This is a genomic window from Calothrix sp. NIES-3974 (assembly GCF_002368395.1).
GTDB lineage: Bacteria > Cyanobacteriota > Cyanobacteriia > Cyanobacteriales > Nostocaceae > NIES-3974.
On the sequence record NZ_AP018254.1, the window covers coordinates 1,769,624 to 1,792,911 of the forward strand.

Below are 23,288 nucleotides of genomic sequence, written 5' to 3' on the forward strand. Positions count from 1 at the left end.
GCGATCGCATGAAGGAAAATCCAAAATCCAAAATCTAAAATCTAAAATCCCAATAATCCAAAATCTAAAATCTAAAATCAGCAGACTTAATCCGACGACAATTAATAATTCCAAATACTGACCAAAGTAGCACAATTACCAATGCAGAGAATAAAACCGGTACAGCACCAAACCTCACAACTAACGGTGGTGCAGCAGCAGTAAATAAACCTCCCCCTAATATGGGTTCAAAAAATAGCTGTTTGTAAGCGAAAGCCTCAAATGCACCGGAATGGTTATCGGGATCAGCCATGCGCATTAAAAGAATTCCCGTCGCTGTCACCCCCATAGATTGTCCCATATCACCGATACCCCGCTCAATCCAAAAAGTCGGAAAAATACGCGGTGCAAAGAAAATAAAGGCGCAAACATTCCAAATAATTCCCGCAGCACTTAATAATAGAAAGGGAATCAAATTATCACCAATCGCAGCCAAAGAAATTGTTGCCATTGCCGTGACAATTGTCACATCCAGGGCTAAACCGCCGATATTTTCAATTAAAGCTCGACTAATTAAATATCTGCGTCGAGTGCGTTCAATGATAATTTGGACAATTGCACCGCCAATTAATGCCATCGGAAATAGGGGTACATAGGTCATTAACTTTAACCCGTTTACCCCCCAAGTTGCGGCTTCCAATGCACGCAAACCTTCCAAAAGCAACCAACCAAATGCGATCGCTAATCCCACAAAACCAAAGTTAAATGACAGGGGATCGATTAATAAATCGCGCAATAAGTTCGCTCGTGCAGCTTGAATTTCTGGTGTTTCTTCCGTTGATGGTTCTGCTGATTGGTCTTGTTTGCGCTCATCCTTGAGTTCGCGGATCACCTGTAAATTACCACTTCGATATCCCCAATTGATAATCGCGGTTCCAGCGACTACACCCGATATCAATCCTACCGTTGCTAATGCTAATGATAAATCGGCTCCAGCCGGAAATTGTAATTCCTCAAAGGTTTTTGCCATCCCTGCTGCTGTTCCATGGCCACCTTCAAAGGCGACTTCAATTAAACACCCAGATATCATCGGTAACTTAAACACCGGTACTAACACGGTAAGAGCGAGTAATAGACCAATCACATACTGACCCCAACCCAGTATTTGCCCAAACGCCGCTTGTGGTGCAGCTTTTCGCCATACCATCTGCAAACTGGGAATACTTTGACCAATAAAAATAGTCGCAAACACAATGTTAATAAAAATACTAGGCGATTGTTTCCAAACATCGATAATATTCGGTGCAAATATCCCATTAGCCAAAGCAGAGGTGGGATTACTCGCTTTCACCACCGCTCCGAAAGCACTTGGTCCCAGTAATAAACCAATAATACCTGCCACCACGGAACTGGGAATATACAGCGATCGCACAACCCAAATACGCTGACGAATCAACCTTCCTACCAGTATTAAAATCCCAATAATTATATAAGCCCAGAAAACATCAATTAATTTCATATAATTTTCAGAATACAGGATACAGGAGCGGGGAAGGGGTAGAGACGACTTGTCGGGTCTTCTCTACGATATGCATTAAATTCCCTCTCCACCCATTTCCCCACTAAATACCGATTCAAACCGATAAATTACGCACCAATCTTTGCCAGCTTATTTCCTGGGTATCTGCATCGTAATGCCAACGCAACAAATTATGAGCAGAAATATGATTAATGACCATTTCTGGCAAACCAATTGCCCGTCGGGGAGCAACCGTTGCCATCAAAATCGCCTGTTCTGGACTACAAATCCCCCATTTGACTAAATTTTCGACCCCCACCAGCAAAGGTAAAGTAGTTCCTGACAATGTACCATCCAGCAGACGGGCTGTACCATTTTTAACTTCAATTTGGCGTTCATCCCAGGGATAAATGCCATCACCCAAACCTAAAGGAGCTAAAGCATCACTAACTAAAAATAAACCCCCTTGATAATTACTTGCTCGTAATAATACATCTACCATCATCGGTACCACATGCTCCCCATCAGCAATAAATCCACACATCACCTGGGGATGGGTAATCGCTGCTGCCAATAAACCTGGTTGACGATGGTGTAAACTCGGCATAGCGTTAAAAGCGTGGGTCACCATTGTTGCTCCTTGGTCAAAGGCTGTCATTGCTTGTTCCGCAGTCGCCAAGGAATGACCTAAACTGACCGTAATACCCAAGGAACGTAAATAGGCGATCGCATCTCCAGTTTCATCCATTTCCGGAGCCAGGGTCATAATTTTGACAATGTGAGCATAATCACCCAAAACCCGTTGGATATTAGCTTGCGTCAGAGGTAAAAGATATTCCTCTGGATGCGCTCCCCGTTTTTGGGGGTTTAAAAAAGGCCCTTCTAAATGCACCCCCAAAATTTGCGCAGACTCTTGATCACCATCGGAAGTAGCATGATCCATATATGCTGCAATTACAGCCAAAGTTGACTGAATCTTCTCTACACTAGTTGTCACCAGAGTCGGTGTAAATCCATCCACACCACAACTCCACAAATATTTACAAATATTGGCGCACATATATGCATTATCAGCAGTTAAATCAGGAAACGCCAAACCCAAACCACCATTAATCTGCAAATCCACACCACCACTAGAAATCCAATCACCAGCCAAATCAATCGTGTTGGCATCAATAATGTGTGAATCAATCTCCACCGACACCTCAGAGACATCAACCAATAGGCCACATTTATCAATCAGCAAACGGTATAAACCATTTTTCCCAGGAATACGAGCATTAATGAGACTAATTAGATTGGTAGACATTTGTTTAAACGAGGGAGTAGGAAATAGGGAGTAGGAAGTAGTGTTTATCCCACCCGAAAACCCAATTTAATCACAAATTACGAATTACGAATTACAAATTACGAATTACGAATTATTGTATGATAATCCTGAATATCACCCTCCCCCAATCTTCCTCCCATGCCTAGTAATCCCCTCATCGGTATCATCATGGGTAGCGATTCCGACTTACCAACCATGCAAGATGCGATCGCTGTCTGTGAGGATTTCGCTGTTCCCCACGAAGTCCAAATCGTCAGTGCCCATCGTACCCCCGAACGGATGTTTGAATACGCTAAAACCGCCCACCATCGCGGGATTCGCGTCATTATCGCTGGTGCTGGAGGTGCAGCCCATTTACCAGGGATGGTGGCTTCCCTGACCCCCCTTCCGGTCATCGGTGTACCTGTCTCCACTCGTCAATTACACGGAGTGGATTCTCTCTACTCCATTGTACAGATGCCTGCGGGTATACCCGTCGCCACTGTGGCAATTGGCAATGCGAAAAATGCTGGTTTACTTGCAGTCCGTATCTTGGCTAGCCATGACCCGAAGTTACTGGAAAAGGTAGAACAATATCGTCAAAATCTTCAAGATATGGTAATGAAAAAGCAAGAAAGTCTGGAAACATTAGGTTATAGTCAATACCTCCAACAAATGGGTTAGCAATCAACCTCAGAGGATGTTTGCCAAGTATTAATTACCACTAATTTTGACTACCGTCCTGACTCTGGACATGGGGTTATAAAGCAGATTTTTCCTTCGAGAGTACAGACGCAACATGTCGCATCTCTCCCTATTGCCGTACAGACGTGACATGTCGCGTCTCTTCCTGCTCCCAACAACAATAATTCAAGTATTAAAAATAACTTTTTAAACAACCTCTCATTTAACTTGCTAAAAAATGTAACACAATCTCTACATATGACCAAACTTGTTATTTCTTGATAGCTGTTATTTTTTTTGTAGGTTTCAACCTAGTAAAACAGTTTATACTTCCCACGGTAATATATTCCCCTTTAGGTTTATTGACGGTTGTACAGTCAACAGTTAACACTTCCCTACTTTACCTAAGTAAAAACTCAGTTTATTGCTGTGCAAAGTATACGAATGTCTACTCGGAAATAAACAGCAAAAATATTAACAATCATACCATAAAATCATCACTTGATAGAGTTTAAATTTATGAAGGTAAATCATTCTACAAGTAAAAACTGATTTTGCCTAAACCCCTACCAATAATGGGACAAAAGCTATCCTCAAAGGAAAAATTTTGACCATTCCTCTGGCAAACGGTATTAATTGTTACAGAATTTTATAGGCAATTGTTGACAAAATTGCATCACTTGTTTTGAGTGAGATTGCGGTCACATAGACAAGAAAGTATCGATGTGATTGCTAGCCCAAGTAAATGTTAAAAACTTTGTGAAGGAGCTTGACTGTTGTTCAAACTACATAATAATTAAAGTTTAAGATTTGATTACTTTGAAGAGGTAGTTCCAACAGTTGATTAACCAACGGGTCATTAACAATTTGGGTTAGGGCGGAAATTGACACACACACAGAAAAAACCACAAATTGTCAGTAAATATCCTCAGTCAATGTGGTAGGGAGGTAAGGGGCTAAAAGCAGTCAAAACAAATATATTGACAAGTTTAAACCCATCAAACTGCCATTGTCCATGATTCCTGTGATTAGTATCATGGCGTGAGGATGTTGATTTGACGCGTTTTTTATTGTTTCATATGGTCTAGATTGCAATGAAATTGAAACTGAAACCAAACAGGAAATCGAGAGGAAGAAATCGGCGACAGGTCAAGTCATCGATCAACGCTTCACTCATGGCGCGAATCTTTGCAGGTATCAAGCAGTTGACACCAAGTTGGCAAGCTTCCATACCCCTAGCAAGTTTAATTGTATTAGCATGGGGTTATGCTGCATTTGCTCAAGCACCAACCGGACCTAGCAACATTGAATTAAAGATAGCCCTAGATACATTGTGGGTTGCGATCGCGGCGTTTTTAGTGATTTTCATGAACGCGGGTTTCGGAATGTTGGAGACAGGGTTTTGTCGTCAGAAAAACGCAGTCAACATTTTGTCAAAAAACCTCATCGTCTTTGCGTTAGCAACAATCGCCTTTTGGGTGGTTGGATTTGGTTTTATGTTTGGTGACGGGAATAGTTTTATTGGCTTGAACGGATTTTTATTGCAAGGAGCAGATAACACTCTGGAAGTAGCAACCGGAGCAGCCAAGGAATATCAAGGAGTATTTAGCTCCTTAAAATGGGCTAATGTACCTTTGAGTGCCAAATTCTTATTCCAACTTGCCTTTGCTGGAACTGCGGCCACAATTGTCTCCGGTGCAGTTGCCGAACGGATCAAGTTTATTGACTTTTTGATTTTTAGCTTATTACTCGTCGGTATTGCCTACCCCATCACCGGACACTGGGTTTGGGGTGGAGGTTGGCTCGCAAAAAGAGGGTTTTGGGACTTTGCCGGTTCAACGGTTGTCCACTCCGTTGGTGGTTGGGCAGCTCTAATGGGTGCAGCGATTCTCGGTCCCCGTCTCGGTAAATATCAAGACGGCCAACCCGTGGCACTACCAGGACACAATATGAGTATTGCCACCCTTGGTTGTTTAATTCTCTGGTTAGGCTGGTTTGGATTTAACCCCGGTTCCTTCATGGCAGCAGATCCCCAGGGAATTGCCCATGTAGCCCTCACAACTAACATCGCAGCAGCAGCAGGTGGAACTGCCGCCACATTTACCGCTTGGTTTTACCTAGGCAAACCAGACCTTTCCATGATTATCAACGGTATCCTTGCGGGGTTAGTGGGAATTACCGCCGGTTGTGCCTACGTTTCCCTCGGTCACGCCTTTCTGATTGGCTTAATTGCGGGTATTCTCGTAGTCTTTTCTGTCACCTTTATTGACCGCTTGGGAATCGACGACCCAGTAGGTGCAAGTTCAGTTCACCTAGTTTGTGGTATCTGGGGAACCCTCGCTGTTGGTCTATTTTCAGCTGGTCCAGGTGTCTATTCCTGGTACGGTGAAGGTGCTGGTCCTCTTAAAGGCTTACTTGCTGGTGGTGGTATCGAACAGTTAATCAACCAATTTATCGGTGTGATTAGCGTTGGGGGAATGACCGTTTTAGTCAGTACAATCTTTTGGTATGTACTTAAATTCACCCTTGGCATCCGTGTAACTCCAGAGGAAGAACTGGAAGGATTGGACATTGGCGAACACGGTATGGAAGCCTACAGTGGATTCTTAAAAGAAGCTGGTTCGGCTGGTGGATTTGTGGAAGCAGGTAGCGCTGGTATTCCACCCCAAAGGGATTATCCTTCCGGGTATTAGTCTTAGATTAGTATAGAACTAGGCTGTTGATTTTGTGGGAATTTACCCACATTTAGTTCATACAGTTTTTGTGATTATCTCGTCCCTATGCTCCGCGTGGGGACACACAGTTTTTATGATTATCTCGTCCCTATGCTCCGCGTAGGGACGCATTTCACGAGGGCTACTGCCTCAAATCAGGAAGCAGAACTCAAGAGTACTGTTCTCATATAGCAATCCAGAAGCATTCGTGAGAAAACACTCAAAGAAAAATCCTCAGTCTACAAGCATTCTCACCTTGATCTATTCTCACGTATCATTTAGGACTGCTATATTCTGAACATATTGCAAACATTTACGGTGAAGCTATATAGAACCGTTTTTTGCATCGATATGGGATAAATAGGAATCTAGAAATTGTAGCCAATACCTAAAAGAATTCCCACATCAGTCTCATCAATAAAACTAACATTCACTCCACCAGTTGCGGTAATTTGTGATGATAGGGGAACGTCTACACCACCAGTAATTAATGCACCGACAGTGCTATCTCGACCTGTAGAAATTGCCACACCTCCCCCAATATAGGGTGCTACACTCAACTGGGTAATTTCCAGATTTTCCTGGGGAAAATCGATGGTTAGGGGAACCAAAAATACCGTATTATCTCCCACTAAAGCAGCAGGACGTGCAGACAAATTGCGGGTCAGTCCTACCTTACTAAATACCGCAAATGAACCTTCACCAACTCTCGTATTGCCAGTTAGACCAAGATTACCACCCACACCGATATAGCTGGAACCAGAACGGGTTGCTCTTCCTGGTTGGAAGCTTTGAGCTATCTGTGTAGATGCTGTTTTAATTTCTAAATCAGATGTAGAAGTAGGTGTATTTGCAGTAGTAGAATTAATTGTTTCTGCACGAACTGGTAAGGCACTACCAACTGCGATGATAGTTACAAAACTTAGTAAAGTATGAGTGTAATTCCAAGATTTTTTCTGCATATTTCTCTATTAATTTCCTTGTCATCCTATTACCTCCATTGTGATAAATAATTATGAAAATAAGGACTATCTATAGAATGATTAATAGAGGCTATTTCCTAATCCTGATGATGTATGGAATATCAAATATAGGGTTACTATTTTCATGTTGACACCATGTTTTGTCACTGGAAAATAGGGAGTAGGGAGTGGGAATGTATCAAAATTTTTGTGAAACAGTATCAGCTATATAGGAATCCAATTTGAATATTCAAAATTTGTTTGAAACTAAAGGATAAAAATCAAAAAAGATGACGAATGGGAAACCCACCCGTCCCTAGCTGAGTTAATTTAAATTGACTTCGCAACTGCAATATTTAACAAAAGTCTGAAACAAGTATTGAATTTATTACTTAATCCCAATCAGGAATTTCAGCACTATCACCACCGATACCGATTCCTGTATAGAAAATATCAGCATCAGTAATATTCATGTCTTTCATGGAAGCCTGGTAGACGTTAGAATCGTGAATCGTTGCACGTGATAGGTTTGCACGATCTAAATTAGCGGCTTTCATATTTACATTTGTTAAGAATGCCTCCGTGAGATTTGCACCCTTGAGATTTGCACCGGTCAAATCTGCACCTTCTAAATTAACTCCTTGTAAATTTGCACCTTGAAGGTTCGCATTACGTAAATCTGCACCAATCAAGTGCATCCCGCTTAAATTCGCTCCAGCTAAATTACAACCCATACATTCACGAGTTTCTAGTAGCTGTCGAATATGTTCTGGGTTTTGGGCATTTGCCACACTAGCAGCCAAAACCAAGGGAGTCGCCAGGGTTAATGCAACCAATAGTTTTTTCAACATATGTTTTACCCCCTATTCCGTTATTTTCCTCACATTCCTATTATCGCACTATTTTTTGTGAGTGGGTATATGCTTTTGGATTTTCTGCTGAGAAAATATTTGATTTTCGCTGTGTACTTATCTATTGTTTATTGCTCTAATCCTTGTTTCGTCTGGATTTTTGGCTCATTAGTTAGTAAATATTCAAGTTGAGATGAAGATGTGTTAATTATTTTTAATAACTATATTGAGGAATTTACCTCTTTTCATAAAATCTACATCAACAACTAGTATTTATGCTTGTTGATAGGAGTTTATATTCACTGATAATGTGGCGAATGACAGTTAACCCTTGACTGTTAACTGTACAGAATTTATGTTATGTCCATCGGATTTACATAGTGAAAAATATTGGTTTGGCTGTACCCCACGGGAAATCTTCTCCTAGAGAAGTCGCGCTACGGTTGTATGCGTCTATGGCTGTTTACTGTCAACCGTTAACAGTCAACAACCCTACATATAAGATTTTAAAACTCCTGCTCGGACTGCGATCGGTTTTCGTTTAACTATGTACCCGTGGTTCCGGATGTAAATGAGCGAGCAATTCGCTCTCAACCACGGCTAATTCATCCAACCGACTGAGGAATAATTCTCGGTCAAAATAGGTATCAGCGAGTATCCAGTAAACCCCAAAATGACGTGCTTCCGAAGCCATCAAACTGTGATAAAATTTGGCTAATTCTGGTTCTGGACAATAATTTGCGATTAATCCCAACCTTTCGTGACTGCGAGCTTCAATTAACCCACTGACCAACAAAGAATCTAAGAAACGCTGGGGTTCTTGGGAACGGATTTGTGCCTTTAAACCAGCACCGTAGGGAGGTGGTTGGAGGGGACGCATGGGGATGTTACGTCGGTCTAACCATTGATTAACCAGTTCAAAGTGTTCCAGCTCTTCACGAGCGATTTTCGTTAATTCCCGTACCATTTTGGCATTGGAAGGGTAGCGGAAAATCAGGTTGAGTGCAACTCCAGCAGCTTTGCGTTCACATTGAGCATGGTCGAGGAGTATGGTGTCTAGGTTGGATATGGCTTGTTCAACCCACGCAGAACTGGTGGGAGTTTTTAAGGCATTGATTTTGGGTAACTCGGTGATCAAATTTGATTTCATTCCATTATCCGGTTAGACTTTGCATCCCATTAAAATTATATCAAACACCTGAATTGGAGTATTTCCTGTTGACACTCTGTACCCATGCATAGACGCAGATTCTTGCATCAGGCATCCAAACAACTTAACTTCTCCCTTGGTTGATAAATGTTTGAACTTCTACAAATCTAACATTTCAACTGTTGGGTTAGGTGATGTCAGACGGACAGTACCTGCTATCGCTGTTTGACCCCAGAATCCCCGCAATTCTATTACGGGGAGTATGTCAAGTGTTAGAGTGAAAAATGCGATCGCATTTTTGGACACGGACTACCTGAATATATATGCCCTCACCCCAGCATAAACGACCCATCTCTACGAAAAGTCATGCTGCACGTGTCTACGGGTCGTCTGTACTAAATTCCTTTTTGCTTAGTTGTGAAAAATATCACATCAACCAGCGATGCTTTCAATTAAATTCCAGTAACGACTAACTTCAATCTCTTGCTTAATAAAATCAAACACTTGTCGGCAGTGATTGTCAATCTGGAGTGGTAACTCTTCATTTTTAATCACAATCGTCATGCGTGTTTCGGACTCAGTTGCAGTTGTTTTATCAATTAAGGCTTCAACTGTCACCAATTTGGAAAAGGGTACATTGCCGGGAATCTCCCGTGCCATAATGTAATCAATGGTATGATATTTCACATCTAACCCACAATTGTACAACAGGTCTACAAGTGCAGGTTGCAGGTCATCTAAAGAAATAGAAAGGACAAATGAACAGGTATACCGAGCCATAGAATTTCCACGCCTTGCAACACTCTGTACATCCTATAATACGGAATCGGGTTTGTGACAAGTGTTTTTTGATTCATCAGCGAAAATATTTATCTCCTCTTTAAATTTGGTGATGGTTTCCCCTGTAATTTCAAGCTGTAGATTTTTCCTGGTTGAATGGTTAAATTTTGTTGCACGGATGAAAATTCTGGTATGGATGTGGGACGCTCCAAAATATCCACAGTTTGAGTACAGGTTAAGCCGAGGTTATTGGTGATTTTGAAGTTGCTGGTTTGGTTGTGGCATTCGTAGCAACGTAGTATAAAGGTGTTTTGATGGGCTGGGTCTTGTGTGGTATCCACAGCAGAATCGGCTGCTTTAAATGCCATGATGATGATATTTTCTGCCGATAGCTGGATGAAGCTTTGGCTATCTGGTGGTGTGTTTGTGATTGAATCCGGAGGATGGAATGAAGGTGTTTCTCCGACAAGGACGGATAAAGGTGTGTTCAATTCATAACTACGGTGGACGGTGTTGGCTTGTTCCCAACTATGAAGATGGGGATAGATGGCGTAGGTAAATTCATGTAAACCCAGGTCTGCATGGGGATTAGGCCAAGTTGAACCCCGTAGGAGGGTGATTCTCAGTTGGTTAGGTGTGGCATCGTAGCCATATTTACAATCGTTCAGGAGGCTGACACCGTAATTGGTTTGGCTAATATCTGCCCAGCGTAGGGTTGGAACTTCCCATTTTGCTTGTTCTTGGGGAGTTTGGGGATTGGTGGAGCGTTGAATTGTACCGCAGGGGATTTCGTAGGTGGCAAAATTGTTACTGATGGTGAGGGGAAATGCAGCTTTGACGAGGACATGACGTTCTTTCCAATCTACGGTGGTGTGAATTTTCAGAATGGGAGAGTTGGCTGGAAGGGTGTAATCTTGACAAAATTCTGATGTCCCAATTTTGCGGATGACGCGAATTGTATTTTGCACTGCTCCCCATGCAGACCAACTGATTGATTGGAGTTGGGGTGGGGGAAGGGGATGGTGATGGTAATTGGGGTCGATATTCCATGCATCCCAATATTGTCCTGCATCGACAAAGGCTTGTAGTTGGTTTCCGGGTGCGGAGAGGATTTCTTGGTGGTTGACTAGGTCGAATATACTGGTGAGGTCTCCTGTTTCTGGGTCAACAGTTACCCGTAGATAGGAGTTTTCCAGGATGAATTCTGAGGGTGGGGAGATGGTGGTTGGGGGTTGACCGGGGGATAGCCAAAGGATTTTGTAACCTATGGGGGGGATATCTGGGGCGATAAAATGGACTTGGTGGGGATTTTGCTGTTGAATTGGTAGGGTTTGACCGTCGGTGGTGGAGATACAGGGATGGTGAATGTGGTTAGGAAGGGAAATTTCCACCACTTCGGAGCGAGTCCAGTTGAGGGGATTAAACACAATTATGGCGATCGCATCGGTTGTTGGAGGTGGGGGGAGGGGAATATGATGGTAAAGTTGGTGTAAGGCTTGATGTAAAACTTGATTGCCAATGCTTTGAATTGCTTCCCATTCCGGTTCCGCATCGCTGTAAACTTCGGGGATGGATGAACCGGGTAAGATATCGTGGAATTGGTTAAATAATAGCTTTTTCCAAGCGGTTTCCAGTGGAGTTTGGGGATAATCGCTGGAGGTGAGAATGGTGCTGAGGGAGGCAAATAATTCTGCTGTAAATAACAGGGTTTCGCAACGTCGATTTAAGCGTTTCTGGTCTGCATGGGTTGTGTAGCAACCACGATGGAATTCCAGGTAAATTTCGTCATTCCAAACTGGGAGAGGGGATGTTGTTGGTTGAGAAAGGATTTGCCGCAGGTAATTTTCCACCGTGGTAAATGTCATCTCTGGAAACACAGGGGAATTGTTCCACCTTGCAGCCACTTCCAACATATCACGGGTTGGTCCACCCCCGTGGTCGCCAATACCAGTTAACCACAAAGCATCTTTGATCCCAGTTTGGGTTTGCCATTCCCGGTGATAAGCAGCTAATTTGACCGGTTCAATCCCTTCCCCAATGGGTGCAGACATGTAGCTAGTGATTTCGCTACCATCTGGCGATCGCCATTTAAATATACCGTAGGGAAACTTAGTTGTGTCGTTCCAACGCAGCTTTTGGGTGACGAAAAATTCCACCCCTGCTTGCACCATGAATTGGGGTAGAGTCCAACAAAAGCCAAAACTATCGGGAACCCAAACAACGGTGGCTATGTGACCAAATTTGGCTTGGGTATATTTCTGTCCGTACAACAATTGCCGCACAATCGACTCACCGGCAATTATATTTAATTCCGGTTCCACCCAAAATCCCCCCGTCACCTCCCATTTTCCTTCTTTTACCTGGGTTTGAATTTGGATAAATAAATCGGGACGATTTTGTTCGATCCAAGCATATAAAGCTGGTGTAGAATGGGAAAATATTAAATTGGGATAATCCTGCTGTAAAGCCAAAACCGATTTAAAAGTATTTTCGGCAGCTCGCCAAGTTTCTGCCACCTGCCATAACCAAGCCATATCTAGATGGGCATGACCCGTCAAATATATTTTCCCATCCATCGGCTCAATTTTGTAGGGAATCAGGGAATTGCGTAGCTCCCGTAGGGTTTGGGGAAAAAAGCCACTGGTGGGATCTAAATCAAAACCTGTAATGGCACTAGCTAAACTTGGCAATAGATGGGGAGCAAACTGTTGTAAATATCCTTGCAAAACCGCCACTTCCGTCGCGATCAAACTCGGTTCCGGAGACCGAGGGTCAGCAGACTCAAAAATTAATTGCGATCGCATTAAAGCCCCCCCATCATGACCCGGACTCACCAACCGCACCACCACCCAAAATTCCTCCCCAGGGATAGCATTCTCCGTTAACAATATCCGTGGTGCAAAATCAAATAAATCTCCCTCTGCGGCCAATTTTCCATTAACATAAACTTGGGCACTATCCGCCCACCATACCAAACCCACCCGTGCAATTAGCCCCCTTAGCTGATACCCTTGCAAATCAGTGGGAATTTTAATCACCTGGGCAAAAATCCTCACCTCCCGACCACTACCCCAAGCCAAATGTCCCTTGTCATTTTTTTCCCCCTTTGGCCAAGTTGACATCATATCAGGGATAATCTCTGTAATCAGAATATCTTCCGTGGTTAACCTCCAACCCGACTGAAGATCCACCTGTACATAACCACGCAAAGTATTAATTGCATCCACAATGGATTTTGTATCGTTGAGAGACAATTGCTCAGTCATATTTTCGCTAAGATTTTGTAGGAGATAGGATACGGTCGTCAGAATACAGGATACAGGAGATAGCAGAGATGGACCAATAAATATTTAGGAAATATTAGGTGTTCCGAGAGTATAAATTCACACTTTTTACCAAAATCATAAAAAATAATAAAATGGCTCTTTACACCTTTACCATTTTGCGCTTTCGCGACCTTACCTCTTGGTGTAAGGCTTCAGATTAGCGAACACAAATAGTATTTAACTCTGTAAATACTTTTCCCTCAAAACATCCTTTAGTAACCCCAAAATATCATGCCACCGGCATCAGGACGTTATCAAAGTCGTTTATTTAACTTTATCTATCGCCAATCACAACGTTTGAGCGATCGCATGGGTGAAACTTTACGTCATGTCAAAGTTTCCGCAGGTTGGTCTTTACAAACTTTGCTGTTTACAATTCTTGCACCAATCCAAAAAGCACTGCAAAACGTAGGTAAACAAATTGCTGGTGAACCCAGTCAAACAAATAGCCGACAGTTACATGGAAACAGTGATGAAATTGTCCCAGATGTGGATATACCGATTGCCAATGTTTTAGGTAATGCCAGAACCTTCCCTAGTTACAAACACCATGCGCGAGCAACGGGTATGGTGACACAAACTACAGCAGCTTCGATCCAGTACGTTCCTCATCTGCGAGGAATTGCCTGTCAGTTGACAGATAGAGCATTAGTATTGGTTAATTCTGTGAACGAAATTTTAAATATACTAACACCTCAAGAGCAACAAAAGTTACTAGATAAAATTATCAGCGAAACCACTGATTATCAAGCTGCACGGCGTGAATTTGAAGCCAGAATTCAACAGCACCAATGTACTTTAGCAGAAATTGACCAGATATTAGGAAAATTAACTGGTAATTCTGGTAATACTAAAGACCAAAATAGCACCACAATTGCGGAAAAACCAGCCGAAAATCGCCCAAAAATCCCCTTATCTCCCCATTCTTTAGAGTTGATTGATGCAGCTCTAGCCAAATTTGAGAATACAGCCATAGTTCCGGTTGCGGAAACAACAACTTCCTTGATTCACAAAATCGCGGAAAAAATCCAGATTTTCGTATATGGCAATCATCACAATACAGATACTAATACTACTAACACTAATTTAGCAACTTGGGAAAATCAAAACAATCAAAATATTACAGTTAATCAGCAAATTCAAACAGACACAAACCCGATTAAACAGATTATTCTCGCAGCAATTCATTACTTTTTTGGTAGAACTGGGAATTCTCAGATTAATCATCAAGGTGATATTAACCATCATCTCAACGGTAATCCATCCCCCCAGAAAAGATTTAACCATAGCAACCAAAAGGTATTAGCAGCAGATGAAACCATAGAAGACCCGTGGTTGACAGTCCATGAATTATTTGGAGAAGTGATTCCAGTCGAAACCACCAGAATCGTCGAATCGCTTGAACAATCAGCACCAACCCCGCAAATTAACGGACAACCAACAGCAGATAAATTACTTCAATCCCAGCAATCAACCGCAATCGTTAAATCTGCAAATTCTACCCCATCAGTTTCCCAAATTCCCACTAGCAGAAAAATCCTTTCCTCCCGTCGTCCCCAAAGGGAAAAAAGCCTCACACCCATCTCCCTTTTTGGTACAAGTAAAATTCAAGATACCCACCGTGCTTCTAACGAATTTAGTAAGCAATTAGATAATATGAATATTTCAGGGAATGATGATGAATTTGACCTATTTACAGACTGGATTGAAATCAACGCTAGTACCGTTAGTTATGAAAAACATCCCCTAGAACAGCTATTGGAATGGTTAGATAAATTAATGGCATGGTTAGAAGCTAAACTGGTGAAGGGGATTAAATTTATTTGGAATTGGTGGAAGTCGAGAAGATAATACGTTTATTTTTAGGAGATAAAATTTCAATTGCAGTGATTACCTCTTTGGTTTCTACTCGACGCACTTCTAAATACCTTTCCTTAATGGTTTCTGGAATCGTTAGGGTGACTTGAGTTGATTGCACAGATGGTGTAGCGATCGCAATACTATCATCTGACGGTGTTTGCTTTGTTCTTGCGTAAATCCTGTTTAGTTTAGATATAATTTTTGTCATGAATTTGTTTCCTTAACCACTGTCGAAATCTTTTCAATGTCGCGCTTGCACCTTCAGTTTTGCTACGTTGTATATATTCGGGAATAACTTCGACTATAGGTAAATCAGGAAAATTGGGACTCATCACGGATTGAATATATTTTCCATCCTGTAGGGTATATATTTGCAACTGATTTTTTTCATAAATCCATAATTCTGGTACACCTAAAGCTGCATAGGTGGAAATTTGCGTTTTCGATGCTAAATCAATCTCAATTGCTAAATCAGGTGGGGGATCTACGGTTAAATCAACTCTAGTTTTTCCCCTCATCAATAAATGATTTTTGATATAAAAGCATTGATCTGGTTCTATTCCTTGAGCCATTGATTGGTTTTTAAAAGTTGTGGAACCAAAACATTCTCGTTCTAAATCTAATTCTTCTAAAATAATTTTGACAAAATCACTGAGTAACTCTTTATCAAATTCATGTTCAGGAAGGGGAGCCATGATTTCTAAAGTACCTTGGTTATATGTGATTCTAGTTCCTCTATGTTCTCCTAACTCTTCCAAAATCTTTTCAAAGTCCGTCCAGCTAATATTATGAAATAATACAGATTGTCCAGTTGGAACTTCGATTTGGGTGAATTTTATCTGTACCATTGGTAAAATTTATTGTATTCTCTCCCATCATTTAAAATCTATCATATTCAACTTAGTTGAAGGCGGATATTTTTTTAGTTTTATCACCACAAAAGAAGATGTCGCATTGCTAAAAGTTGATGAATGTAGTTGCACTACTTTACGTAGCTTGCTTCCTGCAAAAGCGGGTGAACGCTTATGTTATAGCGCTATGCACGCAACTACAAACAAGTGATAAATATTTATACCCCCTTAATTAACGTGAATTCGACGAATTATAAACGCTACAATCCCTGTGAATCAATGATTTTGAAAGTTAAAGTTTAAAGTAACCTCATCCATTAGTTGAGAACAAAGTCAATAAATGACTGATTCCAGGTTTAATGATTTTATTCTCAACATCATACTTGGAGGTTTTTAAAAACTTCTATTTTCTACGAATGTTACTGGACAGGAGTTTCAGGCTTTATAAATCATCGAACTCACGTTAATTAACTGTGTTCATAGAACACCAAGAAACAAATTACCTCATAAACAATGGTGGGTTACGGATAGTGGTTTCAACCGACCCCATAAATGGAGGATTTTATGATTTGCAAGTCCCGGAATAATAATCCAAAATCTAAAATCCATAGACGCGTTGGTGAAAGCCATGCCTTTAGGCTAGCGGATTGACCGAAGGGTAATCCAAAATCGATTTAAATTCGAGCAACACCATCTTGACGTGCTGCACGTTGAACTGCAGCTGCAACTGCGGTGGATACACGTTCGTCAAATACGGAGGGAATAATGTGTTCCTTATCTAAATCAGAGGGTTTAACTAGAGATGCGATCGCACTAGCAGCTTCTAGATACATGGAAGCTGTAATCGTTTGGGCACGGCAGTCTAATGCACCACGAAACACCCCTGGAAAAGCCAATACGTTGTTAATTTGATTAGGGTAATCACTGCGTCCAGTAGCAATAACTGCTACATCATCCCTCACTAATTCCGGTTGAATTTCCGGTATGGGGTTCGCCATTGCAAACACTATGGCATCCTTTGCCATTGATTTTACCATTTCCGGCGTTAATACCCCCGGAGCGCTGACTCCAATAAACACATCTGCACCTTGAACCGCACCAGCAAGGGAACCTTGGGCTTTGACGGCAAATTCTTGCTTTTCCTCAGTTAAATCGGTACGCTGGGTAGACAGAATCCCCTTCGAGTCGCACATGATAATGGTTTCTGCACCCGCTTTACGTAATAAACGGGCGATCGCAACTCCCGCAGCACCTGCACCATTAATCACAATCCGGATTTTCTCCATAGGTTTATGAACCACCTTCAAAGCGTTAAATAAGGCTGCAAGGGTGACAATGGCTGTTCCGTGCTGGTCATCGTGGAAGACGGGAATATCTAGCTCTTGGCGTAATCGCTGTTCAATTTCAAAACAACGGGGTGCAGCGATATCTTCCAGATTCACCCCTCCAAATACGGGAGCTAAATTTTTGATGGTACGGACAATTTCATCCGTATCCTGGGTAGCTAAACAAATGGGGAACGCATCAATTCCGGCAAACTCCTTAAATAGCATTGCCTTCCCTTCCATGACTGGTAAAGCAGCTTCTGGACCTAAATTACCCAGACCCAAAACCGCACTACCATCAGTAACAATAGCCACCGTATTTTGTTTAATTGTCAGATTATAAACTTCCTCTGGGTCTTGAGCGATCGCTTTACAAATTCTACCTACACCCGGAGTATAGGCCATTGCTAAATCCGACACACTCTTGAGGTGAATCCGACTGCAAATGCTGATTTTGCCACCTCGGTGTAAATTGAAAGTACGGTCATAAACCTGTTTCACATGGATATGTGGTAAAGCCTTCACCGCTTCCACAATCATCTCCGCATGTTCTGTACTGGAAGCATCAACTGTCACATCCCGCACGGAAATATTTCTGGTTTGCTCAATTAAATCAATTTGGCCAAGATTACCACCACTAGTTGCGATCGCTTGGGTGACACTTGCCAACATTCCCACCCGATTGGGAATTTCGAGGCGAATGGTTAAACTAAAACTGGAATTGGGTGTGAGGTCTGCCATGCGTCCATATCTGATTGTAGCTAATCGATTTTAGATGCAGGCCGTAACTTGATGCAAGTACTCGATTTAGAAATCAAATTGGATATCCCTCGCTTGATGCAGAGGGAGTAGGAGGAAAAACACTTTCCCTGTATTTTGAGCGAGTAAGTTGTAAGCCTTGAGTAACGGATTGATTTTCTTTCTACTCACTACTCCCTGCACAGACGACCCGACGGGTCGTCTGTATGGACTATTCCCTGTGAGGTTTAGGGTTTTGTGAGAAATGCGGGTTTCATGGGTTCTAGTGTACGCAGCACATATAAGCTATTCATATGCCGATAAAAAACACAAAGGGACGTAGCTGTTTGCCACATCCCCATATCATAGGTTATGAAATCTTAATTAATCGAAGACCCTAGGCAACTAAATTAATTACCGATTTCCTCAGAAACCTTTTTCCGCTTTTTCAAACCGAAAGTTCCAGCAGTCGCTAACAAGCCAAACCCAATTGCAGCACTAGGTTCGGGAACCGAACGGGAAAGAGCAAAACCACTCAAACGTACACCGTCACCACTTCTGAAGACGGAATCACGACCTCTGTTACCGAGTTGCAGGATGAAGTAACTAGCGTTTTTCAAAGTAATTGAAGATATACCGTTATTGCCATTTTGATCTAGTAAACCACCCTGAGCAACTGCGTTCGTCTTAAAAATTCCGTCAGTCTTGATAATACCTGTTTTGAAGGCATCTTCAATATCAAATAGTTCTAACATAATTTCAGCCATTTTTTTGCCAAAATCAAACCGGAACCGACCAACTTCTAGTTGACCGCCTTCACTTACGCGATCATTTGTGCCGTATGCAACTGGACGTAACCAGTACTCATCTTTACTAGTATTAGTTCCTAAGTCCGTGAATCCAAATCTAATACCACCACCCCAATTGTTTTCTGTTGCTCCTTTGTCTACAAATAAACGACTAGGTGCATAGGTATTTCCATCAATATCTTGATATTCTAAACTTGTAACAGTAAATCCCAATTCACTGGATCTAATACAATTTGCGGCGCTAACAATACAACTTAAGTTAGTAGTTTCAATTTCTCCTTCACGCTGCGGAATTAAATTTGTTGCGTTTGCCGCAGGCATTGCGGAGACAAATCCTAATCCTAATACTGCACTAATAACTGTTGCTTGGAGAAAGTTACGCTTTTGCATGTTGCCTCTTACTTAAACTTGCTAATTCAAACTTTGCTATTTTTTGCTAATTATAAAAACGAATCAAATTTGCTTTACCCTGGTTACTTACCAAGTTAATGCACAACTTAAACAAATGTGTAGAGCTATGGTAATGAATTAATTCAATCTTGATATGGGGATAAATTTATCTTTTTTATCAGCAATAACCGATATTTGATATTGATTAATTATTCTTTTTTCTGGTGTGAATCATCTCCGCATAAAGACGTAAATTAATTCTTAATATTTTAAAATTGTAATGAAGAACAATCCGTTATTATTCAAGTCACCAGGAAGGTGTAACTATCTCTAAAACCTACACTCCCTGACATAACGACCTCGAAAGAGGATGGATTGGACTACGCGAATCTATCCTAATTTTTAATTCAAAGTACCTATTTACATCAAGGTAGAGCAGTTCTACTTAAAATGCATTACGTCTAATTTTATACCTATTTTCTAGCTACCCAGTTGATGAACACGGGTAATAACCCGAAGCGCGACCACAGTTCCTAGTACAAATTGGCAGAAATACGCCTACCATTTTCCTAGCTCCCATACTCCGTGTGGGAGTCCAAGGGTGTAAGGTGAATGAAGGGGGAGCCTTCATTCACTGGGTGACCACGCAGAGTATAGTCACCAGATAAATGGTCTGGATATTTCCGCCAACCCATACTAGTACCGTGGGTGATATCAGCTGCTATGACCTATCTGATGTTGCCTAGATTTTATCAAAACCTAGGACTTATACCGTTTTACCGTGGTGCTGATACCTTTAGAGTATGTTTGAAAAGTATCTGCTTAAGCCTTAAGTGATACTCAGGGATGGGAATCGCACATCCGAAAACCCTATTTTCTCGTAGCAGTTTTTCAGTAGATGAGTCGTGAAAGATAGGCTGTAGAGCTTTTAAAACAACCTCTCAGTGAAAGTTTGAGGTGTTTGTGAGAAATCCGGAATTACTCTTCAATTTGCCACACATCTTTATTAAATTCTTCATCGAGGACTTTCTTGGGACGGAGAATGACGATAATTTTGCCGTGCAAAGGTATCTCTGGTTCGCTGTCAAACCATTGAAAATCTAACTCTCCATTGTGTTCCACAACAAAATAACTGGATATATCCCATTCCCGTTGAGCGCGGTCAATTACCACTAAAACAGGTTCCGTTACAGTTTGATTTGGACTGGAAAACCGGTCGCTACTGCATAAAATTCCCACCGGGTCTTCTGCTGCATTGATTACTTGCCAACCGGGAAGAGCTATCCAAGCTTGTTCTCCGGCAATTTTGACCACATTAAATCTACCCACCGGATCAATGATGGGGACTGCGCGTAAATCCTGTACACCCAAAGGTAATTCACCGACGATGGGAATCATTCGGGGTACTTCGGAAGCACTTTCAATCCGATAAAAAGGTAAAGTGGGAGCATTTTTCTTTGACTCAACGGTAAAATCCGTGAGTAGTTGTTCAATTTTATGCCGCACGTCCTCACTGTGGGCATATTTTAAACCTTTGGCAATCAATCGCGATCGCACTTGTAGGTCAGAATTTTGTCGGGCTAATTTCCAACATTGATAAGCCACTGCGTCACCCGGATGGTTGCTAAAACCCTCCGGAAACTGGCGAAATCGAGAAAAATCTTTAATTGCCCTGGCGATTTCCCGTGCTTCGTCACAATCAATTTTATGGTTAAATGCTAACTCGGCGGCGGCGGCTCGTTCATCATTGGTCAACAGGCGGAATTCGTATAAAATATCACTTCCTCTCTGCTGAAAATGATTGCAGGTACTGGGAGATGCACCACCCTGGGATAGGGAATTGTAAACTTGGGAACCAACCACTACTTGATTTTGCTGAATTGGCTCAAATCCGGTTTCCTCAAAGATTTTTTGGGGGTTGTAACCAGCCTTTTGCAGGATTGCGATCGCACTTCCCCACTCAACCCAATTACCTTGTTTTTGCCGTAACTGACGCAATAATTCTAAAGCCTCAGTTTCTGATATTGGTGTTCCTGGATTCTCCGGATTTTTGGGGGAGCTATTCATAACCATCCTAACCGTTTAGCACCACCCATTTTACCAAAAACCTGGGTCTAGAGCTACGTCCTTACTGAATTGCTTTTATATATTCACTTGGAATAGGGAAGGTTTTCACGGGTGATGACTCCATCCAAGTTGATATGGTCCCAATCTCCTTCCTTAATGGGTTGACCTCCGTAATAAAACTGTACCCCTTTAATCCAGTTTCCTTGGTAATCTGTTTGTACTACTTCAGAAATATTAAAAATTGTGGAAGTAAAGCCGTGTAAACACGGATTAATAGTTATCTTGAAATGTGTCTGTATCCACTAGAAATCGGCAAAATAGATTCTCTCTATATGGAGTTTTTATCGAATACGGTTGCATTATCACGCATACAATTTGCACTGACTGCTATTTTCCACATGTTATGGCCTGTCCTCACCACGGGTATGTCAATTTACCTTATCGTGGTGGAGGGATTGTGGTTAAAAACCCGTAATCCTGCTTACTATTACCATGCTCGCTTTTGGTCAAAATTATACTTACTCAATTTTGGTATTGGAGTTGCTTCCGGATTGCCGATGGGCTTTCAATTTGGTACAAATTGGGCTCCGCTTTCGGAAGCTGTTGGGGATTTTTTAGGTAGTATCCTTGGATTTGAAGGGTCGATGGCTTTTATGTTGGAGGCTTCTTTCCTGGGAATTATGATGTTTGGATGGGAAAGGGTTAATCCTGCAATTCACTATATTTCCACGATTTTGGTGGCTTTTGGGGCAAATCTTTCCACTTTTTGGATTTTGACTGCGAATTCTTGGTTTCAAACCCCTGCTGGTGGAGAGATGGTCAATGGTAAATTCGTCATTCACGACTATTTTCAAGCCATCCTTAACCCCTTCATGCTCAATAGTTTTTTACACATGTTTTTTGCGACTTTGGAAACCTCCCTATTTGTGATTGGGGGAATCAGTGCTTGGTATATTCTCTCAGGTCGCCATCAGGATTTTTTCGCCAAGTCGTTTAAAATAGTTTTGGCTGTGGCGATATTTGTCGCACCTCTACAGATTTACATCGGCCATTTGAGTGGGGATCAAGTTTACCACTATCAACCGACCAAATTAGCTGCAATGGAAGCGCAATGGGAAACTGTTCCCGCAGGACAATCAGCTAACTGGAGTGTTGTCGCTCTTCCCAATAGCAAAGCCGAGCAAAATGATTGGGAAATCTCAATTCCTAATGGGTTGAGTTATATCCTCGAATTCAAGTCAAAACTTTCCCAACCAGTGCTGGGATTGAAAGAATGGTCTCCCCAAGACCGTCCACCAATGATTGGTTTGATTTATTACTCATTCCGGTTAATGGTGGGTATTGGATTTTTCCTTGCGGGTTTGATGGGGTGGAGTTTGCTCCAATGGATACGGGGTCAGTTGTCAGACACAAATATTACTCAACAGCGTTGGTTAATGCGGGTTTGGGTATTGGCTGCACCCCTGGGTTATATTGCAATTGAAGCGGGTTGGATTGTACGTTGTGTTGGTAGACAACCCTGGACAGTCTATGGAGAAATTCGTACTGCCGATGCTGCTTCCCATTTACCTGCGGTGGAGGTTTTAACTTCCTTGAGTTTAATCACTGTTTTGTACAGTTTTCTATTTATATCTGCCTTATATTTCGGTAGTCGCATCATTCGTAAAGGACCAGATTTAAGTTTACCAATACCGGGAATTGTGGAGAAAGAGGAAGTATTTTTGACTGGTTCAGCTACCCATATTCCTGATAGTCGCCCTCTGGAAGCACAACAGTAGAAACTAGCTAGAATATTGCATGAATTTAAGATGTAGAGAGGTAGCTGTATGCTGCTCTCTACCTCCATTTCTCACAAGTGAATGATATGGGTTGAGTCATGGATTATTCTTCCTACTACTCCCTACTCCCTGAAAGCTTTAGGATTTTGTGGGAAATCCTGGTCTACAGTATTTTGAGTATAATGACTGAACAGGT

At 41.8% G+C, this 23,288-nt stretch carries 16 protein-coding genes; 4 read left to right on the forward strand and 12 right to left on the reverse strand.

Annotated features, from left to right (window positions below; translation table 11 throughout):
- Positions 1-64: 64 nt before the first annotated feature.
- Both CDC37_RS06895 and nagA read right to left on the reverse strand, forming a co-directional pair.
- Positions 65-1,498 carry a sodium/glutamate symporter gene (locus tag CDC37_RS06895; protein ID WP_096621094.1) on the reverse strand — a complete coding sequence of 478 codons (1,434 nt, stop codon included), beginning with the start codon at positions 1,496-1,498 and terminating at the stop codon, positions 65-67.
- A 115-nt stretch (positions 1,499-1,613) separates the two neighbouring features.
- On the reverse strand, positions 1,614-2,807 hold the full coding sequence (gene nagA, locus CDC37_RS06900; protein WP_096621095.1) for an N-acetylglucosamine-6-phosphate deacetylase: 1,194 nt from the start codon (positions 2,805-2,807) through the stop codon (positions 1,614-1,616).
- Between the two features lie 159 nt (positions 2,808-2,966).
- Between nagA and purE the strand changes: the two genes are divergently transcribed.
- Entirely contained in the window at positions 2,967-3,491 is a 525-nt protein-coding gene (gene purE / locus CDC37_RS06905) for a 5-(carboxyamino)imidazole ribonucleotide mutase (protein WP_096621096.1), read from the forward strand.
- Positions 3,492-4,666: 1,175 nt separating this feature from the next.
- Positions 4,667-6,184, forward strand: a complete 1,518-nt coding sequence (locus CDC37_RS06910; RefSeq protein ID WP_231943260.1) for an ammonium transporter — start codon at positions 4,667-4,669, stop codon at positions 6,182-6,184.
- A gap of 389 nt (positions 6,185-6,573) precedes the next feature.
- On the opposite strand, the gene CDC37_RS06915 is transcribed toward CDC37_RS06910, so the two are convergent.
- From CDC37_RS06915 to CDC37_RS06935, 5 genes are all read right to left on the reverse strand, one after another.
- Complete coding sequence (locus tag CDC37_RS06915; RefSeq protein ID WP_096621098.1) at positions 6,574-7,167, reverse strand: hypothetical protein; 594 nt, start codon at positions 7,165-7,167, stop codon at positions 6,574-6,576.
- A 392-nt stretch (positions 7,168-7,559) separates the two neighbouring features.
- Positions 7,560-8,018: a pentapeptide repeat-containing protein gene (locus CDC37_RS06920; protein ID WP_096621099.1), complete on the reverse strand. Its 459-nt coding sequence runs from the start codon at positions 8,016-8,018 to the stop codon at positions 7,560-7,562.
- Positions 8,019-8,559: 541 nt separating this feature from the next.
- Complete coding sequence (locus CDC37_RS06925; RefSeq protein WP_096621100.1) at positions 8,560-9,168, reverse strand: tRNA-(ms[2]io[6]A)-hydroxylase; 609 nt, start codon at positions 9,166-9,168, stop codon at positions 8,560-8,562.
- 432 nt (positions 9,169-9,600) lie between these two features.
- On the reverse strand, positions 9,601-9,948 hold the full coding sequence (locus CDC37_RS06930) for a hypothetical protein (RefSeq protein WP_096621101.1): 348 nt from the start codon (positions 9,946-9,948) through the stop codon (positions 9,601-9,603).
- Between the two features lie 89 nt (positions 9,949-10,037).
- Positions 10,038-13,214 (reverse strand): alpha-mannosidase, encoded by a 3,177-nt coding sequence (locus CDC37_RS06935; RefSeq protein ID WP_096621102.1) that lies wholly within the window; start codon positions 13,212-13,214, stop codon positions 10,038-10,040.
- A 291-nt stretch (positions 13,215-13,505) separates the two neighbouring features.
- Between CDC37_RS06935 and CDC37_RS06940 the strand changes: the two genes are divergently transcribed.
- Positions 13,506-15,125, forward strand: a complete 1,620-nt coding sequence (locus tag CDC37_RS06940) for a hypothetical protein (RefSeq protein WP_096621103.1) — start codon at positions 13,506-13,508, stop codon at positions 15,123-15,125.
- On the opposite strand, the gene CDC37_RS06945 is transcribed toward CDC37_RS06940, so the two are convergent.
- From CDC37_RS06945 to CDC37_RS06965, 5 genes are all read right to left on the reverse strand, one after another.
- Positions 15,094-15,342, reverse strand: a complete 249-nt coding sequence (locus CDC37_RS06945) for a DUF4058 family protein (RefSeq protein ID WP_096621104.1) — start codon at positions 15,340-15,342, stop codon at positions 15,094-15,096. The genes CDC37_RS06940 and CDC37_RS06945 overlap by 32 nt on opposite strands.
- Positions 15,323-15,982, reverse strand: a complete 660-nt coding sequence (locus CDC37_RS06950) for a Uma2 family endonuclease (RefSeq protein ID WP_096621105.1) — start codon at positions 15,980-15,982, stop codon at positions 15,323-15,325. The genes CDC37_RS06945 and CDC37_RS06950 overlap by 20 nt, the downstream gene beginning before the upstream one ends.
- 677 nt (positions 15,983-16,659) lie before the next feature.
- Entirely contained in the window at positions 16,660-18,051 is a 1,392-nt protein-coding gene (locus tag CDC37_RS06955) for a malic enzyme-like NAD(P)-binding protein (protein ID WP_096621106.1), read from the reverse strand.
- Positions 18,052-18,458: 407 nt separating this feature from the next.
- A complete protein-coding gene (locus CDC37_RS06960) occupies positions 18,459-19,247 on the reverse strand; it encodes an LEVG family PEP-CTERM protein (protein WP_096621107.1) in 789 nt (262 codons plus the stop codon).
- A gap of 978 nt (positions 19,248-20,225) precedes the next feature.
- Positions 20,226-21,314: a RuBisCO accumulation factor 1 gene (locus CDC37_RS06965; protein WP_096625982.1), complete on the reverse strand. Its 1,089-nt coding sequence runs from the start codon at positions 21,312-21,314 to the stop codon at positions 20,226-20,228.
- 332 nt (positions 21,315-21,646) lie between these two features.
- On the opposite strand from CDC37_RS06965, the gene CDC37_RS06970 reads away from it, so the two are divergent.
- The gene (locus CDC37_RS06970; RefSeq protein WP_096621108.1) at positions 21,647-23,092 is read left to right on the forward strand and encodes a cytochrome ubiquinol oxidase subunit I; all 1,446 of its coding nucleotides are present in this window, start codon (positions 21,647-21,649) and stop codon (positions 23,090-23,092) included.
- Positions 23,093-23,288: the final 196 nt, after the last annotated feature.

Excerpts from the sequence above, each read along its gene's own strand:
- CDC37_RS06935 (WP_096621102.1), bottom strand. The coding sequence starts at position 13,214 with ATGACTGAGCAATTGTCTCTCAACGATACAAAATCCATTGTGGATGCA.
- CDC37_RS06915 (WP_096621098.1), bottom strand. The coding sequence starts at position 7,167 with ATGCAGAAAAAATCTTGGAATTACACTCATACTTTACTAAGTTTTGTA.
- CDC37_RS06930 (WP_096621101.1), bottom strand. The coding sequence starts at position 9,948 with ATGGCTCGGTATACCTGTTCATTTGTCCTTTCTATTTCTTTAGATGAC.
- CDC37_RS06920 (WP_096621099.1), bottom strand. The coding sequence starts at position 8,018 with ATGTTGAAAAAACTATTGGTTGCATTAACCCTGGCGACTCCCTTGGTT.
- CDC37_RS06945 (WP_096621104.1), bottom strand. The coding sequence starts at position 15,342 with ATGACAAAAATTATATCTAAACTAAACAGGATTTACGCAAGAACAAAG.
- nagA (WP_096621095.1), bottom strand. The coding sequence starts at position 2,807 with ATGTCTACCAATCTAATTAGTCTCATTAATGCTCGTATTCCTGGGAAA.
- CDC37_RS06895 (WP_096621094.1), bottom strand. The coding sequence starts at position 1,498 with ATGAAATTAATTGATGTTTTCTGGGCTTATATAATTATTGGGATTTTA.
- CDC37_RS06940 (WP_096621103.1), top strand. The coding sequence starts at position 13,506 with ATGCCACCGGCATCAGGACGTTATCAAAGTCGTTTATTTAACTTTATC.
- CDC37_RS06965 (WP_096625982.1), bottom strand. The coding sequence starts at position 21,314 with ATGAATAGCTCCCCCAAAAATCCGGAGAATCCAGGAACACCAATATCA.
- CDC37_RS06970 (WP_096621108.1), top strand. The coding sequence starts at position 21,647 with ATGGAGTTTTTATCGAATACGGTTGCATTATCACGCATACAATTTGCA.
- CDC37_RS06910 (WP_231943260.1), top strand. The coding sequence starts at position 4,667 with ATGGCGCGAATCTTTGCAGGTATCAAGCAGTTGACACCAAGTTGGCAA.
- CDC37_RS06955 (WP_096621106.1), bottom strand. The coding sequence starts at position 18,051 with ATGGCAGACCTCACACCCAATTCCAGTTTTAGTTTAACCATTCGCCTC.
- purE (WP_096621096.1), top strand. The coding sequence starts at position 2,967 with ATGCCTAGTAATCCCCTCATCGGTATCATCATGGGTAGCGATTCCGAC.
- CDC37_RS06925 (WP_096621100.1), bottom strand. The coding sequence starts at position 9,168 with ATGAAATCAAATTTGATCACCGAGTTACCCAAAATCAATGCCTTAAAA.
- CDC37_RS06950 (WP_096621105.1), bottom strand. The coding sequence starts at position 15,982 with ATGGTACAGATAAAATTCACCCAAATCGAAGTTCCAACTGGACAATCT.
- CDC37_RS06960 (WP_096621107.1), bottom strand. The coding sequence starts at position 19,247 with ATGCAAAAGCGTAACTTTCTCCAAGCAACAGTTATTAGTGCAGTATTA.